This is a genomic window from Thalassotalea agariperforans (genome assembly GCF_053470345.1).
This window is the reverse complement of record NZ_JBQMWH010000012.1, coordinates 1-17,757: the sequence shown is the minus strand read 5'-3', so window position 1 is coordinate 17,757 and position 17,757 is coordinate 1. Positions and strand designations below refer to the sequence as shown.

Sequence of the window (17,757 nt, the reverse complement as noted above, 5' to 3'; positions counted from 1 at the left end):
CCTCTATTTTTTCTATCACAATAAAAAGCCCATCTAAAAAGATGGGCTTATATTCACAAGAATAATTTAGTGGGCTTAACGCTATTTTTGACTCGCGTTTAAACCATTATTTAAATCAGCAATAATATCGTCGGCATCTTCAATACCCACAGAAATACGTACTAATGACTGTGTTATACCGGCTTCTAATTGCGCCGCTATTTCCATACCAGCATGAGTCATTGTTGATGGGTGACTGATCAAACATTCAACCCCACCTAACGACTGTGCTAAAGTAAATAAAGCTAAGTTATCAAATAATACTTTTACCGCTTCGACACCACCTTTAACTTCAAAGCTCATCATAGCACCAAAGTCTGCTTGCTGACGTTTCGCTAATTCATGGCCAGGATGTGAAGGTAAGCCAGGATAATAAACTTTTTCAATAGCTGGATGCGAGGATAAAAACTCTGCAACGGCATTGGCGTTAATTTGATGTTGTTTCATACGGACAGGTAAAGTTTTTAAACCGCGTAAAGCAAGAAAGCTATCAAAGGCTGAGCCCGTAATGCCGATACAATTTGCCCACCAAGCTAACTCTTCACCTAACTTTTGTTCTTTCGTCACTAACACACCACCAACAACATCACTATGGCCATTGATATATTTAGTAGTTGAATGGAAAACAATATCAGCACCTAAGGCTAAGGGCTGCTGCAATACCGGCGATAGAAAGGTATTATCAACCGCAACCAAAGCACCTACCGCATGACTTGCCTTGGCAATTTTTTCAATATCAACAATACGTAACAATGGATTACTTGGCGACTCAACTAAAACGAGTTTTGGCTTTTGCGCTAATGCTTCAGCTAAAGCAACTTCATCATTTTGATCAACCACAATAACGTTAAATTGACCACGTTTAGCTAAATGGGTAAATAAGCGATAACTGCCACCGTAACAATCATGAGGAATAACAACACTGTCACCCACTGACAACACCTGGCAAGTTAAGTGAACCGCTGACATACCTGTACCAGTAACGACACCAACAGCACCACCTTCTAAATCAGCAATAGCCTGGCCAAACGTTGAGCGGGTAGGATTACCTGTTCTAGAATAGTCAAATTGACCTTTTTCATTAAAGCCTTTTAACGCATAGGTACTTGATAAATGTATTGGACCAACAACAGCACCATGTTGTGAATCTGTATTAATACCCGCGATAACTGCTTTAGTTGCTATTTTAACATTAGACATTGTGTACCCTTGACTGGACTTTGGTTGAGTCTAAAATCAGACTTAACTTTTTAGATGTTTGGACGTCTATAACTCTAAGTCTTTATGCATTTATCGTCAAGGCAAATCTCAGTTCAGTTTGCTCACTAACCTTATTGATACGCAATCACTTAAGCTGATAAATAACGATCTGGACCGATATAATTTACCAATAAAAAACGCGCTAAATAATTTGCGCGCTTTTGATAAGGTTTTAGTAAAAGGTTAATAAGCTCTTATTTTAATATACTGACAGTTATTATTTGGTGTTAACTTAAATGTTGTGCCTGATAAATTAGATACCGCTTGGTAATTGGCTGTAATGGTTTCAGCAATAGAAGGGTTATCTGTTGAAGCGATTTCACCTCTAAAGTTACAAGAGCTGTTAGTATCACTATCCCAAGCTTGTAACGTTTCATTACCTAAGTCACGATCAAAACTAATACAATTAGTACTGGCAATATTAATTTCAGTTTTGGTATTCCAAGTAATGGCCTTAGTCCCTGAACAGCTATCATTTGAAGGCGGTGTGGTCACTTCTGAGGCTTTGGTATAACATTTTTTAGCCGTGCCTGAAATTGGGTCGCCAAAAGTATTGTTATTACAAACTACATGACTAGTTTGATTATATAAATAGTTGAATAAGCCATTTGCCCCATAAGCAATATCCATTTCACCAGAAACATTTACCGTAGCCCCCTCATTTGCTGCATAAGTATAGCCATCTGGACCAACGGGTGTTTCCGGATCAGGTGTTGGCTCTGGATCTGGTATTGTACTTGGCGCAGAACCGCAACCATTAGCTAATTCATCAAAACAAGCATAGGTTTGCGCTGGTTTTTCAATACTTAAATCAAGCTGATCGTCAATTTTGTTTAACTGATAGTCAGCTTGAACAAGCTTTGTACCACCATCTAAACGTTCATTATTTTTCGCATGTACCGTTTCTTCTAGCAACTTAAAGGTCGGCATACTCGTGGCTAAAGTAAACTTGTTATCATAAATATTAGAATTTCTGTGCTCTTGGTACGTGAAAATACCATGGTCGAAATTATTATCGTTTTTATAATCGAAGATATTATTGCGTATAATTACGTCAGTGCCTTTTACATCAATAAAGCTATCCGCCGCTGGATTGCCAGAAGCACCAATAATCCCCTGACCATTGATATAGTTTGATTCAATTACGGTACCTGTAGTACCGGATTTAATATCAAAAGCTTCAGCAGTAATATTTGGCCCTATTGCACAGCCACCAATACGGTTATTGTTACTAGGATCTAATTTTTCAGAAGTATGACCGTCATGCGTACCAACATAAACCCCTTCACCAAAACCTTCTTGCCCCGTGCGCTTACCGGTATTGTGAATATAGCAATTTGAAAGGATATTGTTTGAACTAGAATATCTAAAATGTACCGCTTCAGCACCTATATTAGAGACTTCAATATTGTCTAAGGTATTGTTATTGGCACCTTCAAGCATGATACCTTTTTGTGCTGTGGTAAATTTTAAATCCTTAATAAGCCAATGATCACCGGTTAAATATAAGATATAGGCTGAATCAACGGATTCACCTTTAAGGACTTGTTTATTTCCCTTCCACTTGCTTCTTAAAATAATAGGGTCATTTGATGTACCACTTTTATTGCTAAAAAAGTGGGCTTTTGAGCTACCGCTAGAGCCTTTATTCCCTATATAACTACCTGGATTAATAATAATTTCATCCCCAGGGCTAGCAGATTTTAATGCATTTTGTAAATCGTTTGCATTATAAACGTTGATGCTATCAGCAAAAGCAAAACTACTTACTGGTATTAAACACGCCGCAACTAGCCGTGAAATAGTGAACTCTTTCTTATTAAATTTAATTTTCATAAATACCCCTATTTATTGTTAATTATTTTATTTTGATGACTTCCTTGTTCATTAATTATTATCCTTGAGCAGTAAAAACATACACCAACAAAATTGGCATGACAACCTTACAGAATTACCAAAATTTATGATTATGGCTATTTTATTTTAAGTAGAAGTACTAACCTTATGATTTTTTTACCTTATATTTTATAAAAAATAGTACAAAAAACATGCGGAAGCTTAAATTTGATTTAAAATGACTAAGCAGGAAAATTAGCAAAGCGTTGCTTATTTTGATGAGTATAGTTTTCACAAAAGCCCACGAAACCGGAGATAACCGAACAAATAGATGCTTTATTGAGTTAAAAGCATAAATAAATATCTAGACATCTAAACTTCTACACATTCATAGTTGACTGTTACCAAGGAGTCAGTACAATTTAGCCTATAACAAAAATATTTAGAGGTAATTCATGGCAGAATGGAATGGCGAGTATATAAACCCTTACGCCGAACACGGAAAAAAAAGTGAGCAAGTTAAAAAGATCACCGTGTCCATTCCGTTACGTGTGTTAAAAGTATTAACCGACGAACGTACCCGTCGCCAAATTAATAATTTAAGACATGCAACCAATAGCGAGTTACTTTGTGAAGCATTTTTACATGCTTTTACCGGCCAACCCCTGCCGGATGATATTGATCTTGCTAAAGATAATACGGAAAAGTTACCAGCCAGCGTGCGAAAAATACTCGAAGAGCAAGGTGTAACAGACTTTAGTGTTTATGAAGATGATGAAGACTAAATCCGCTTAAAGGTGTAATTAAGTGTAAGATACAAAAAAGCCAGCTTGAAAGCTGGCTTTTGTTTAATCAGAACAATAATTATTCGTCAAATGGATTAACTAAAATCATTGTTTCAACACGGTCTGGACCAGTTGAAATAATATCAATTGGTACACCGGTAACTTCTTCTAAGCGCTTGATATAAGCTTTAGCATTCGCAGGTAATTCTTCTAATGTAGTAGCGCCAACCGTTGATTCTGACCAACCTGGAACCGTTTCATATACAGGTGTAATTTTCTCATAACCTTCAGCAGCTGTTGGTGGTACAGTGATCACCTCACCTGATTCAGTTTTGTAACCAGTACAGATTTTCAGTTCTTTTAAGCCATCTAAAACATCAAGCTTAGTTAAGCAGAAGCCACTGATGCTGTTCACTTGAACTGCACGGTGCATAGCAACCGCATCAAACCAACCACAACGACGCTCACGACCAGTAGTAGCGCCAAATTCATGGCCAACAGTACCTAAGTGGTTACCGATTTCATCGTTCAATTCCGTTGGGAACGGGCCTGAACCAACACGTGTAGTATATGCTTTGGTAATACCTAACACATAATCAAGGTGTAAAGGACCAAAACCACAACCTGTTGCAACACCACCTACGGTAGTATTTGAAGACGTTACGTAAGGGTAAGTACCGTGGTCGATATCAAGTAAGGTACCTTGAGCACCTTCAAACATGATTGACTCACCGTTTTTACGTGCTTGATCAAGCAATTCAGCAATATCAGCAACCATGCCTTTGATCACATCAGCAACCGCTAATGCATCAGCAAGTACTTCTTCATAAGAAACAGGCTTAACTTTGTAGTAGGTTGTTAAAACAAAGTTATGGTATTCCATAATTTCTTTTAACTTAGCCGCAAAAGATTCGGCACAGAATAAATCACCAACACGTAAACCGCGACGAGCAACTTTATCTTCGTATGCTGGACCAATACCACGACCAGTAGTACCAATAGCTTTACTACCACGAGCAATTTCACGCGCAGCATCTAAGGCATTATGATAAGGAAGAATTAATGGGCATGCGTCAGAAATTAATAAACGTTCGCGAACAGGAACGCCACGCTCTTCTAACATAGTCATTTCAGCCATTAAGGCTTTTGGACAAAGAACAACACCGTTACCGATTAAACATTTTACGTTATCGCGTAAAACACCCGATGGAATTAAATGAAGAACGGTTTTCTCACCATTGATAACTAGAGTATGGCCAGCATTATGACCACCTTGATAACGCACCACGTATTTTGCTTTATCAGTTAGTAAGTCAACGACTTTACCTTTACCTTCGTCACCCCATTGGGTGCCAAGAACTACAACGTTTTTTCCCATGTTCACATGTCTATCAGAAAATTAGGCGGGGATTCTAACAAATATCAAATAGCAGTCCAAGTACTAATTGGCGATTTTTGCATCCTGTAGTTTTTGAAATTCTGATACATTAACGGTGATTTCCTTAATAAACGCTAATAAACAGCGTGTTAAGGACTAACCACCCACAAAAGCAGCAAACCAATTATCATCACGATCAAGCCCATCGTTCTCACTTGTGCCGTCGGTTCATTCGCTAACTTAGCCACATAAGCTTGCCACTTATTTGGAAATAATGCCGGTATTAAACCTTCAATAATAAATGCAATCGCAATTGCCATTAATAGGGTTGTCATCATTATTCTCTCGTTTTAACTAAGCCGAACTCGGGATAACTATACTTTAATAAAGATATAAAAAAGCCATGAACATGTCATGGCTTCTAAACAAAAAATATCACACTAATACACTAAAGCATGATTTTTCCGGTACTCTATCTTTTAGAACTATCATTATTTTTTAAGTAATGAAAAAAGTCACTATCCGGCTTAACCACCATAATATCACTTTTGTTATTAAAGCTATTTTCGTATGCTTCAAGGCTACGAACAAAACCATAAAACTCAGGATCTTTAGAGTAAGTATCTGCGTAAATTTTAGCGGCTAAAGCATCACCTTCACCACGTACTTCAAAGGCATGCTTTTGTGCATCAGCCAACATAATCGTTACTTTGGCATCAATGGTTGCACGTAAAATTTCAGCTTGCTCTTGACCTTGTGATCTATGCTCTTTTGCTACAGCGGTACGTTCAGCTCGCATACGGTCGTAGATTGAGCTACTAACTTCTCTTGGTAAGTTAATCGCTTTCACACGTACGTCAATCACTTCAATGCCAAGGTCTTCACGACTACTTTTAGCGCTTTCTAACGCTTCCGCCATGATACCGTCACGATCTCCTGAAACAATTTCTTTAATGGTGCGATTACCAAATTCAGTACGTAAACCATTATTTACTTTTTGCTTCAATAACACTTTTGCGTTTTCAATATCACCGGCAGTACGTAAAAAGAAGGTAGAAAAGTCAACAATTCGCCATTTAATGTACGAATCAACCATCAAATCTTTTTTCTCTGATGTCACAAAACGATCAGGCTCTTCATCAAGGGTTTGAATACGAGCATCAAGTTTTTTAACCGATTCAATCAGCGGTATTTTAAAATGAAGACCAGGTTCAAACACTAACATTTCTTCTGCGCTATCACGTTTAATTTTTTTAAATTGAAACACGATACCACGTTGCCCTTCTTGGATAATAAAGACAGAAGAAACAACTAATAAAAATAATGCTGCCAGTATAATAACTAATAAATTTTTCATGATTAGTTTCTCCCTCTATCGTAGCGATCTGAACGGCCTGCAGGGGAAGAGTTTACACTTGTCGGCTGTTGACTATTATGTTCTGGCATTGACTGTGGAATAGCTCTCGGTGCTTGTGTTTGTTGATTCATAATTTTATCTAACGGTAAATAAATCATGTTATTACCACCATCAACATCAACCATAACTTTACTAGTATTACTGTAAACTTTTTCCATAGTGGCTAAATATAAACGTTGGCGAGTAACTTCTGGTGCCGCTTGATACTCAGGTAATAATTTTTCAAATTTCGCTACCGAGCCTTCCGCGTCTAAAACAATTTGTTGTTTGTAAGCAATTGCTTCTTGCTCCATACGACTAACACGACCACGAGCACGCGGTTCAATACCACGAGCATAAGCTTCCGCTTCACGAATGTAACGAATTTCATCTTCTTGCGCAGCAATCGCATCATCAAAAGCATCTTTTACTTCTTCTGGTGGACGTGCGTCTTTAAAGTTAACATCAACTACCAATAACCCTAATTTATAAGGCTCAATAATTTTATTTAACTCCTGCCACACTTGCTGACGTACATCTTCACGGCCGCTGGTTAAAACAGCATCCATTTTATTATGGCCAACAACATAACGCAGGGCACTATCTAATGCCTGACTTAAACTATCATCTGGGTCAGTAACATTAAAAACATAATCACGGGCATTAACCACACGATATTGCACTTGCATTTCAACACGTACAACGTTTTCATCTTGCGTTAACATAAAACCAGAAGCAGGTAAGTCACGAGTTGTTTGCATATCAATTGGAATAATGCGTTCTAAAAACGTCCACTTCCAGCTTAAGCCTGGCTCAACTACACCAACATATTCACCAAAACGCAGTTTTACACCACGCTCAGCTTCGTTAATGGTAAAAATACACGAGTAGGCATAAACCACCAGTACAATTAATAAGGCTAATAAACTAAAAGCACTACCAACGTTTCCTGATTGACTTGATCCTGATGACGGTTTACCACCACCAAAAATACCGCCAACCTTGTTGCCGAGATCTTTTAATAAATCGTCTAAATCTGGTGGTCCTTGATTATTACCACCTTTGTTTTTCCAGGGATCTTTATCACCCTTCCCCGGTTCATTCCAAGCCATGTTGGTCTCCGATATATAAAAATAAGTGTTATATTTTACCAATCGCTGAAAGGCGATTTTGAGTTGCTTAAATATAACAGGCTGTTAATGTTCGATAAAGCTTTCAATCCCTGCTTTATCGTCTTTTAAAAGTCGATTCCATTCGCGTTCAGGTAATTTCACCTCTAATAGGCAATTACCTTGGTCATCATAAGTTTCATTGACGATACAATTTAGTTGATAAAATGCACCTCGTAATTTCCCTGCATGTGGTGGAATTCGCAAATTATAACGCACAATAGCACGGCCTAAGCGTTCAGCTAAAGCTTGAAATAATAAATCGATACCTAAATTAGCCCGAGCTGATAACCACACTCGGATCGGTAAGCCGGTATCGTCTCGATCTATCCGTGGTTCAATATCGTCTAAATTATCAATTTTGTTACAAATCATTAATTGTGGTACATCGCCAGCATCAATTTCATCAAGTACATCTTGTACTTGTTCAATGTTTTCAGCACGCCGGTCATCAGAAATATCAACAACATGCAGTAACAATTCGGCTTCGCGTGTTTCCGTTAATGTTGCTTTAAACGCCGCCACTAAGTCATGAGGTAAATGACGAATAAAACCTACGGTATCAGCGAGAATAACGCGGCCAACATCTTCTACTTCAATTTTTCTTAACGTTGGGTCTAAGGTTGCAAATAGCTGATCCGCTGCATACACCGTCGCATTAGTAATTTGATTAAATAATGTTGATTTACCCGCGTTAGTATAGCCCACTAAAGAAACCGTAGGAATTTCAGCACGACTTCTTAACCGGCGATTTTGGTGACGCTGTTTTTCAACTTTTTCTAAACGACCACGAATATTAACCATACGTTCACGTAATAAACGACGGTCAGTTTCTAATTGTGTTTCACCCGGTCCACGTAAACCAACACCACCTTTTTGACGCTCAAGGTGAGTCCAACCTCGAATTAAGCGCGAACTAATATGGCGTAATTGTGCCAACTCAACTTGTAATTTACCTTCATGCGTGCGAGCGCGCTGAGCAAATATATCAAGAATTAAACTGGTTCTATCAACTACACGACATTGGCACAAAGCTTCTACATGCTTTTCCTGAGAAGGCGTTAACGCATGATTAAAAAGTACCACATTCGCTTCAAATAATTTAACCGCTTCCGCTACTTCTTCTACTTTGCCGCTACCAACAAAGTATTTTGAATGTGGCGTATTACGTTTGCCGGTGATCACCGTAAGTGCGTTAACACCTGCTGATGATACTAGCATTTCGAATTCTTGAAGGTCTTCTTTTGAACTTTCGTCGGGGAAATCTACATGAACAAGGATTGCTTGCTCACCTGCCTGATAACGATCAAACAAATGAGCGTCTCCTTAAAATAACACCTTTAATCATTATTCATCTGAATCCGGATTAAAGTTGCCTGCAGCTGGTTGCGTTTGTACCGCGCGAGAAGGTACTACCGTTGAAATAGCATGCTTGTAAACCATTTGGCTTACAGTATTTTTTAATAAAATAACAAATTGGTCGAACGACTCAACTTGCCCTTGTAACTTAATACCATTTACTAAATAAATTGCGACTGGAATGCGATCACGACGTAAAGCATTTAAAAATGGGTCTTGTAAAGATTGCCCCTTTGCCATATAACGGCCCCTTTTGTTATTGTTAGATAAAAAATTCTTTCAATTTAGATGGTTATCTAATGTAATTATACACAAATGTTTATAGTTTGCTCACTATAGACAGTACATGTTGCAAATTAGTTTCATCTTCCATGTTCAACCAAGTTAAATTTGGCCAACTTCTTAACCAAGTTAACTGACGTTTTGCTAATTGTCTAGTCGCACAAACACCTTTAAAGATCATTTCATCATAAGAACATTCATTATTTAAGTATTGCCACATTTGGCGATACCCTACACACCTTATAGATGGTAAGTTCTCATGTAAATCTTTGCGACTTTTCAGTTTTTGAACTTCTTGTTCAAAACCTTGTTCCATCATTAACTTAAAACGTAACTCAATACGTTCATGTAATGTTTTTCGATCACTTGGCGTAATAGCTAACTGAATAATATCGCCATCAAGCACATCACCTTTAATCGCGGTTAATTCCGTTAAGGATTTACCCGTGATCCTAAATACTTCAATCGCCCTTGTTAAACGTTGCGGGTCATTTTGATGAATACGCTCAGCTGATATAGGGTCAAACTGTGCCAATTGTTCATGTAATGCTTGCCAACTTGTCGCTTGCGCTTCTCGTTCAATATCGGCTCTTATCTCAGCATTCGCTGCCGGTAACGGCGATATACCTTCAATTAAGCTTTTAAAGTACATCATGGTACCACCAACTAATAACGGTATTCTGCCTTTAGCACGAATCGCTGCTATTTCAGCTAACGCATCACGACAAAAATCAGCGGCTGAATAACTCTGCGCAGGATCAATTAAATCAATTAATCGGTGCGGATATTTTTCTAGCTCTTGCGCTGTTGGCTTAGCGGTACCAATATCCATGCCCTTAAACACTAGGGCTGAGTCAACACTAATAATATCGCACGGTAAATGATCATGCAGTGCCATCGCCAAAGCGGTTTTACCTGATGCCGTTGGCCCCATTAAACAAATAACCGGCGGCTGGCCTTTTTTAGCTAAAAAAGTTTCCGGTAAAGCACTAGTATTATCAGCAGTAAGATCAGTCATGTAAATTATTATAGTGCCAAATTTATTCGTTAATACGAGAAAGTTGTTGAACCACTGAAGTAAGGTCAATGGTCACTGAATTCAAGCTTAGCAAGGTAATAAATTCTTCGTAATTATGCGTTAACATCTGTTTCCACAACTGAATGGCACTTGCTTGCGTAAAACTTTCAGGTACCGACAGTGTCGCTAAAAAGTGCTGCCAACGATTAAGATTAACTTCTTCATCTTCTTTTAATTCAATAAGTTGCGCTAATATCTTCTCAAAAGACGCAGTTACATCTTGCGCTCGTAATAAGGCTGGAAACTGGCGGATTTGAGCATACCCTTTCATCAAATTAAGTTGAACACCTGAAGTTAATAATAATGTTTCAAATTGTGTTAAACGTGCTATCTGTTCAGGGGTAGTTTTAATTTTAATAGGCAACAATAACGGCTGGCTAACCAAACCATGTGGCCACAGTTCCTTAATTATTTGTAATTGGTTTGCCTCAGCAAGTGATGCTAATGGGCAAAGTTTAAGCTGTTCACCTTGCTGATAAACAACATAATTATCTTGATGTAACATCACGAACTTAGCATTGTTACTATCAAAAGAGGAGTTAGCCGCTGATTGTTCTGCTGATGGTGTTATTACTGGCGTAACCGGTTGACCGGCTATTGTCATCAATTGTTGATAATTATCGGCTGCGGTTTTACTAACAGGTGAGGCACCATAATGTTGCGCTTGATAACCCGCCGCAGGTCGATCACTAATTTGTTGTAGCGGTTTGATATAACTGTCTTGTCCTGTTCGAGATGAGGACTGAGATAATGTTTGCTGGCCAGTTGACGTTATGTTTTGGCTACTTTGCTCTGCCACACCGGTCATAGCTGAATAATCATATTCACTGGCAGATGTAGTAGATGGCTGAAATTGCTCAGTATTAAATGTTATTTGTTCCGCTAGCGCTTTATGACAAACCGAATAAATAAAGTCATGCACATAGCGCCCTTGATGAAAACGCACTTCATGTTTAGCTGGGTGAACATTAACATCCACCTCATTAAAATCGAGTGATAAAAACAACACAAACGCTGAATAAACATCATTTTCAATAAACTCGCCATAAGCTTGCCTTATCGCATGATTAATTAATTTATCGCGCATCATGCGGCCATTAACATAGCTATAACATAAATCATTTTGTTTACGGGTATAACTCGGCTTGGCAATCCAACCGGATAAATGAATATCATCATGCTGACAATCAATTTCAATAGCATGATCAACAAAACTTTGGCCACAAACTGCAGCAATACGTTTAATGTTTTGAGATGATTGCGCAACCTTACGATAATTTTTTATTTGTTTACCGTTATGCGTAAGAATAAAACTGACATCAAAACGCGCTAAAGCAATGCGCTTGATCACTTCTTCAATATGAGCAAATTCAGTTTTTTCTGTCCGTAAAAACTTGCGTCGTGCTGGCGTGTTAAAAAACAAATCCACCACATCAATGGTTGTCCCGTTGGTATGTGCAGCAGGTTGTAAAACAACCTCCATATCACGCCCTTCAGCATGTGCTTGCCAAGCCGCGTCTTGGTGTGCCGGTTTAGAGGTTAAAGTTAAACGGGCCACTGAGCTAATACTGGCAAGCGCTTCACCACGAAAACCTAAACTGCTGATCGCTTCTAGGTCATCTAAGTTTTTAATTTTACTGGTGGCATGACGACTCAATGCCAAGGTTAGTTCGTCTTTATCTATGCCACAGCCGTCATCGATAATACGAATGCGTTTTGCACCGCCTTTCTCAATATCAACCTGAATACGGGTAGCGCCAGCATCTAAGCTATTTTCCACTAATTCTTTAACCACGGAGGCTGGCCGTTCAACAACTTCACCAGCAGCAATTTGGTTGGCAAGACGCGCCGGTAATATGGCTATAGACATCAATTAAGCTCGAGGAATTTTTAAAGTTTGGCCAATTCTAACCATGTTGGAATTAAGATTGTTTGCCGATTTTAATTGCGCCACAGAAACATTATAACGCTTGGCTAATACAGATAACGACTCACCATTACTGACTTTATGTTTACGAAAGCCAATCGAAGCAAAATAACTACCAGCAAGAGGATGTTCTAAAAAGTAACTTTTAATTCCCTCATGCACCGCTTTTGCTAACTTAGCTTGATGATGGCTTGAGGTTAAGTTGCGTTCTTCTTGGTGGTTAGAAATAAAGCCGGTTTCCACTAAAATTGATGGAATATCAGAGGCTTTCAATACCGCTAAGCTTTTATATTGTGTGGTTTTTTTATGTAATTTGGTAATTTTTCTAAGTTGGTCAATTACATTTTTAGAAACACCAATACTGACATCCAATGAGTGTTCGCGGCTCATATCTGCCAATGTTAGCGCTAGGTTATCATCATTGGTGGTTTTAATGACACCACCACCACCACCAAGTAACTCTGAATTTCGTTGACGATTATCTAACCAACGCGATAATTCTGATTCGGCACGACGATTAGAAACAACCCAAACACTAGCACCACTTGGCTGTGACGTACGAAAAGCATCAGCATGAATAGACACTAAAAAATCCACCCGTTCTTTACGAGCTAATTCGGTACGGCGATCGAGATCAACATAATAATCGCCAGAGCGGATCATCACCGCTTTCATGCCTTTTTCACGGTTAATTAAACTTTGTAATTTTTTTGAAATTGCCAATGTCACACGTTTTTCATAAGTACCTCTAGGCCCAATAGAGCCAGGGTCTTCACCACCATGACCAGCATCAATACCAATAATTATATCCCGCTGCGGATTTTGCTGAGTATTAACATCTTTTTTCGCAGCTGTTGTGGTGTCGTGTAAGTCAACCACTAATCGGTCACCATATTGACCGGCGGGTGCTAATGGAAATACCGTAAATTTATAATCTTGAGCTAATTCAAGGACGATGCGAGTGGTGCTTTTTTCATCTGGTGTACTGGTACGAATTTTATGAATGCGCTTGTCATTATCAGCAACGCCCGCTAATGAAACGCTTTTTTTACTATTTTTAAAATCAATAACTAAACGATCAGGATTGCTTAGTGGAAAATATTTGTAGTCAGGTTTATCTTTTAGGTCGAACACCACGCGGCTATTTTCGGGGGCTGGCCAAACCCGAACGCCGTTAATACTATTAATGGCAGTAGCTTGAAAACTAATAAAAAAAACGAATAAGAGTAAATATGTGTTGCGACACAAATGTAAGCTAAACATTACTGTTATTCTGTCCTCTCTTGTTATTGTTAGTTTGTGTATTGCGCTTGTAATTGCAATAAAACTTGCTGACCTTTGCTGGTTTCCGCCAGTATATGTACCTGACGCTGTTCACCACTATACGCTAAGTTAATAATAAGATCAGCACCTTGTAATATTCCGTAACCTTTTTCCGGCCATTCAATAAAAGCACAACTTTTATCTGAAAAATAATCACGAATACCCATATATTCTAATTCTTCCGGATCGGCTAAGCGATATAAATCAAAGTGATATACTTGCCACTCGCCTAAGTCATAAGGCTCAACTAAGGTGTAAGTTGGGCTTTTAACATTACCTTGATGTCCCATACCTTGAACAAAACCACGAGTTAAGGTGGTTTTTCCTGCACCCAAATCACCATTTAAATAGGCTATTAAACCGTGATCAAGTTGTTGCAGACATTTAGCTAAGTTCTTACCTAACGCAACGGTCGCGTCAGTATCTGTGAGTATGAGTGAAAATTCGTTCATGCTAATTTATTAATAAATGTTGGTATGTGAGACACAATATCGCTCGCTAGCAAGCCAATTTCACCTTGCTGCTTAACGATGTTATCAGCGATATAACCATGTAAAAACACAGCTAATCGAACAGCATCAAGTTTATCATTCATTTGCATTAAAAGTGCAGCAATTATTCCACTTAACACATCTCCCATACCGCCCGATGCCATACTTGGATTACCCGACGTATTTATCCAACAGTATTTCCCATCAGAAATTAGAGTGCCCGCCCCTTTTAATACACAGATACCGCCATATTTTTCGGTGATTTTTGCTATCGCTAAAAAGCGATCTTGCTCAATCTCGGCAATAGTACAGCCGAGTAACCTAGCGGCTTCACCTGGGTGCGGTGTTAACACCCAATTATCACGATAACTTGGTGATTGGCTCAGTAAGGTCAAAGCATCGGCATCCACCACCAAAGGTTTATTTAAACTTAACGCATAGTTAAATATCGATTTTGCCCAAGTGTCTAAACCCAAACCTGGGCCAATTAATATTTGCTTAGCTTTTGATAAATAATCATTCTGCGCTAGTTCACTGAGCTCATGGCCAGCAATCATTAACTCCGGTGTTTGGCTATGAACCAATAATCGGCTGTCATAATGACTAGCCACACTCACCAACGCCGCGCCACTTCTTAACGCCGCCATACTTGCCAGTTTTATCGCACCAGGAAATCCGGTATTACCACCTAAGGTTAATAACAAGCCAATATCACCCTTATGGCTAGTTGCTTTTCTTTTAGGTACTAGTGGTAAATGCTGCTGGTATTGAATAAATTGTTTTGTATTAACTTGCTGACAAAAAGCCTGATTAAGGTTTAATCCTTTAAGTTCAATGTCACCACAATAATTAGCCGCTTGCCCTGTATAAAGACCACATTTAGCGGCGATAAAGCTCAAGGTTTTATCCGCTTGAAAGGCATCATTAATTACTTCGCCTGTGCTGGCATTCACCCCTGATGGAAGATCAACCGCCACTTTTAGCGCTGACGACAAATTCAGCTGTTGAATAATATTTGCTATATAATCCGGCAACTGGCCACGAAAGCCAATGCCAAAAATGGCATCAACAATAACGGCAACATCTTCGATTTTTTGATCATGCTGCCAACACTGAAATTGCGAAAACTCGGTGATAAATTCAATATCATTTGTCACTTTTGCTAACGCTGTATAAGCTAATAAAGCATCACCTTTGAGCTGATTTTTATTCGCCAAGACAACAGTACTAACTTGATAACCGGCCGCCAACGCTAACCGCGCCACCACAAAACCATCACCACCGTTATTACCCTTACCACAAACCACTAATAAGGTTTTTTCCCGAAGGTTTAACTTGGCAATTTCGTCAAACACGGCACGGCCGGCATGTTCCATTAGTTCAGCTAACGCAATACCTTGGCTATTGGCCACTTTTGCTTCATTGTTAAGTACTTGTTTAGCGGTAAAAGCATGCTGTGATACACTAACGGACATATTCACCTAGTTTGTTTCCTTATTTTGACGACCAGCAACAATAACATTAACTATCAAGATTTAGCCGATAAAATCAAGTCTTGGGGCAAAGAATTTGGCTTTGCTGATATTGGTATTAGCGACATTGATTTAACCGAACAAGAGCCAGCCTTATTGCAATGGTTAGCCAATAATTATCATGGCAATATGGATTATATGGCCAAACATGGTTTGTCGCGCGCTCGTCCAGCAGACATACAACCCGGTGCTATTCGCGCAATTTCAGCGCGCATGGACTATTTACCTACTAACGCCAAGTTTTCACAAATATTAAAAAAAACTGACCATGCATACATTAGCCGTTATGCTTTAGGCCGTGATTACCACAAATTAATGCGCAAACGCTTAAAACAGTTAGGGGATAAAATTGCCCAACATTGCCAACAGTTTAACTTTCGACCATTTGTTGATTCCGCCCCTATTTTAGAACGCCCACTTGCCGAAAAAGCCGGTTTAGGCTGGATTGGCAAACATTCATTATTGTTGAATAAAAATGCCGGTTCGTGGTTTTTTCTGGGAGAATTATTGGTAGATATTCCCTTACCTGTTGATACTAAACCAAGTAATGACTGTGGCACTTGTGTTGCCTGCATTAAAATTTGTCCAACTCAAGCGATAGTTGAACCTTATGTTGTTGACGCAAGACGCTGTATTTCTTATCTCACTATCGAATTACGAGAGGCCATTCCTGAAGAATTTCGACCACTACTTGGCAATAGAATTTATGGTTGTGATGACTGTCAGCTTATTTGCCCATGGAATAAGTTTGCTAAATTAAGTGTTGAAGATGACTTTCAAGCTCGTGGAAATTTAGATGATATTACCTTATTAACCTTGTTTGCTTGGGACGAAAAAACCTTTTTAAAAAATAACGAAGGCTCGCCAATTCGCCGTATTGGTTTTGACTGTTGGCAACGTAATATTGCTGTTGCCTTAGGTAATGCAAGTTATGATAGCGCCATTGTCAACGCCTTATCCGCACAACTACCACAAGCATCAACCATGGTCGCGGAACATATTGAATGGGCATTAAAACAACAACAAATAAAACAGCAGGCGCAAGCACAAGCTATTACTGTAAAAATTGATAATGAGCGACTCACCGCCAGATTAATTCGTTCTATTGAAAAAGGCCTACCTCGAGATGCTTAAAACTAATCTTAATCAAGCATAAGAAATTAACAATATTCCCTTTAGTCTAGAGTTGCTAGCTATGAGCTAAATAACCTAACATTCTTTTCTCATTTTTCTACTTCAATGCACGTAAACCATTAAGCAGTACAGTATAACCAAGAATAAGCCCCTTATATTCTTTCTGGCTTCTTTAAATAAAGAGACGAAGTTGAAAAATGAGGACTATTTAGAAACCTAAAACCTTTTTCGACACTTTGTTGTGATTTGTAAAAACTAAGCACTTTCTACATAGTTAGCGTTTCACTTAAATTATTAGTTGCAAACATAAAGATAGTGCGTTTAGCGTAACGTTTGAATACCATTTATTCTTGCACATGAAAAAAGAAATTTTGACATCATAATCTTTTTATAAATTCATTAAATAATTCCATTTCAAAATAATAAGTAGAGATGAGTCTATTTATTAAGTTTTGCACGCTTTTAACAGGATAAATTGTAGAAACAAGGCAAAAAGCCTTACTTAACATGAAATATATAATCTAGCCACTAATTAACCTCTTGATATATCAAATCTATAAAGATAGAGTTGAGAAATTAACAATAAACAAATTAGACACAAAAAATTGAGTAAAAAAGGTTTTTTTAACGTCTAATAAGCTGTTATATACCGCCACGAATTGTAGGTAAAATAGCTTTGTGGTTTGGTATTTTTAACAAACATTCGCTGTAAATTCTTTTGGCATTTGTTAAATGCAAATAGGGCTTTTACTTCTGCTGTTTTGTTTG

15 protein-coding genes and 1 pseudogene are annotated in these 17,757 nt (G+C 38.4%); 2 read left to right on the top strand and 14 right to left on the bottom strand.

The window, feature by feature from the left end; genetic code table 11:
* Positions 1-81: 81 nt before the first annotated feature.
* Together metB and ACSLUO_RS13995 are read right to left on the bottom strand one after the other, a co-directional pair.
* The gene (metB, locus tag ACSLUO_RS14000) at positions 82-1,239 is read right to left on the bottom strand and encodes a cystathionine gamma-synthase (RefSeq protein WP_448249375.1); all 1,158 of its coding nucleotides are present in this window, start codon (positions 1,237-1,239) and stop codon (positions 82-84) included.
* A 243-nt stretch (positions 1,240-1,482) separates the two neighbouring features.
* The gene (locus tag ACSLUO_RS13995) at positions 1,483-3,135 is read right to left on the bottom strand and encodes a right-handed parallel beta-helix repeat-containing protein (RefSeq protein ID WP_448249374.1); all 1,653 of its coding nucleotides are present in this window, start codon (positions 3,133-3,135) and stop codon (positions 1,483-1,485) included.
* 455 nt (positions 3,136-3,590) lie between these two features.
* Here ACSLUO_RS13995 and metJ point away from each other — a divergent pair, with 455 nt between their 5' ends.
* Positions 3,591-3,920: a met regulon transcriptional regulator MetJ gene (gene metJ / locus ACSLUO_RS13990; protein WP_448249372.1), complete on the top strand. Its 330-nt coding sequence runs from the start codon at positions 3,591-3,593 to the stop codon at positions 3,918-3,920.
* 79 nt (positions 3,921-3,999) lie between these two features.
* Here metJ and ACSLUO_RS13985 read toward each other — a convergent pair whose 3' ends face one another.
* From ACSLUO_RS13985 to ACSLUO_RS13935, 11 genes are all read right to left on the bottom strand, one after another.
* Positions 4,000-5,298 carry an adenylosuccinate synthase gene (locus ACSLUO_RS13985; protein ID WP_448249371.1) on the bottom strand — a complete coding sequence of 433 codons (1,299 nt, stop codon included), beginning with the start codon at positions 5,296-5,298 and terminating at the stop codon, positions 4,000-4,002.
* A 149-nt stretch (positions 5,299-5,447) separates the two neighbouring features.
* Positions 5,448-5,636 (bottom strand): DUF2065 domain-containing protein, encoded by a 189-nt coding sequence (locus ACSLUO_RS13980; protein WP_448249370.1) that lies wholly within the window; start codon positions 5,634-5,636, stop codon positions 5,448-5,450.
* Positions 5,637-5,770: 134 nt separating this feature from the next.
* Positions 5,771-6,655, bottom strand: a complete 885-nt coding sequence (gene hflC / locus ACSLUO_RS13975) for a protease modulator HflC (protein ID WP_448249368.1) — start codon at positions 6,653-6,655, stop codon at positions 5,771-5,773.
* A gap of 2 nt (positions 6,656-6,657) precedes the next feature.
* Positions 6,658-7,806 carry an FtsH protease activity modulator HflK gene (gene hflK / locus ACSLUO_RS13970; protein ID WP_448249367.1) on the bottom strand — a complete coding sequence of 383 codons (1,149 nt, stop codon included), beginning with the start codon at positions 7,804-7,806 and terminating at the stop codon, positions 6,658-6,660.
* Between the two features lie 84 nt (positions 7,807-7,890).
* On the bottom strand, positions 7,891-9,177 hold the full coding sequence (gene hflX, locus ACSLUO_RS13965) for a ribosome rescue GTPase HflX (protein WP_448249366.1): 1,287 nt from the start codon (positions 9,175-9,177) through the stop codon (positions 7,891-7,893).
* 33 nt (positions 9,178-9,210) lie between these two features.
* Entirely contained in the window at positions 9,211-9,462 is a 252-nt protein-coding gene (gene hfq / locus ACSLUO_RS13960; protein ID WP_448249364.1) for an RNA chaperone Hfq, read from the bottom strand.
* A 79-nt stretch (positions 9,463-9,541) separates the two neighbouring features.
* Entirely contained in the window at positions 9,542-10,438 is an 897-nt protein-coding gene (miaA, locus tag ACSLUO_RS13955; protein WP_448249503.1) for a tRNA (adenosine(37)-N6)-dimethylallyltransferase MiaA, read from the bottom strand.
* A gap of 106 nt (positions 10,439-10,544) precedes the next feature.
* Entirely contained in the window at positions 10,545-12,452 is a 1,908-nt protein-coding gene (mutL, locus tag ACSLUO_RS13950; protein WP_448249362.1) for a DNA mismatch repair endonuclease MutL, read from the bottom strand.
* A 3-nt stretch (positions 12,453-12,455) separates the two neighbouring features.
* Positions 12,456-13,772 (bottom strand): N-acetylmuramoyl-L-alanine amidase, encoded by a 1,317-nt coding sequence (locus ACSLUO_RS13945; protein WP_448249360.1) that lies wholly within the window; start codon positions 13,770-13,772, stop codon positions 12,456-12,458.
* 29 nt (positions 13,773-13,801) lie between these two features.
* A complete protein-coding gene (tsaE, locus tag ACSLUO_RS13940; RefSeq protein ID WP_448249358.1) occupies positions 13,802-14,284 on the bottom strand; it encodes a tRNA (adenosine(37)-N6)-threonylcarbamoyltransferase complex ATPase subunit type 1 TsaE in 483 nt (160 codons plus the stop codon).
* Positions 14,281-15,798 carry an NAD(P)H-hydrate dehydratase gene (locus ACSLUO_RS13935; protein ID WP_448249356.1) on the bottom strand — a complete coding sequence of 506 codons (1,518 nt, stop codon included), beginning with the start codon at positions 15,796-15,798 and terminating at the stop codon, positions 14,281-14,283. The genes tsaE and ACSLUO_RS13935 overlap by 4 nt, the downstream gene beginning before the upstream one ends.
* Positions 15,799-15,822: 24 nt before the next feature.
* On the opposite strand from ACSLUO_RS13935, the gene queG reads away from it, so the two are divergent.
* Complete coding sequence (queG, locus tag ACSLUO_RS13930) at positions 15,823-16,989, top strand: tRNA epoxyqueuosine(34) reductase QueG (protein ID WP_448249354.1); 1,167 nt, start codon at positions 15,823-15,825, stop codon at positions 16,987-16,989.
* 111 nt (positions 16,990-17,100) lie between these two features.
* Here queG and ACSLUO_RS13925 read toward each other — a convergent pair.
* Positions 17,101-17,303, bottom strand: a pseudogene (locus ACSLUO_RS13925) (hypothetical protein); the annotation flags it as partial.
* Between the last annotated feature and the right edge of the window lie 454 nt (positions 17,304-17,757).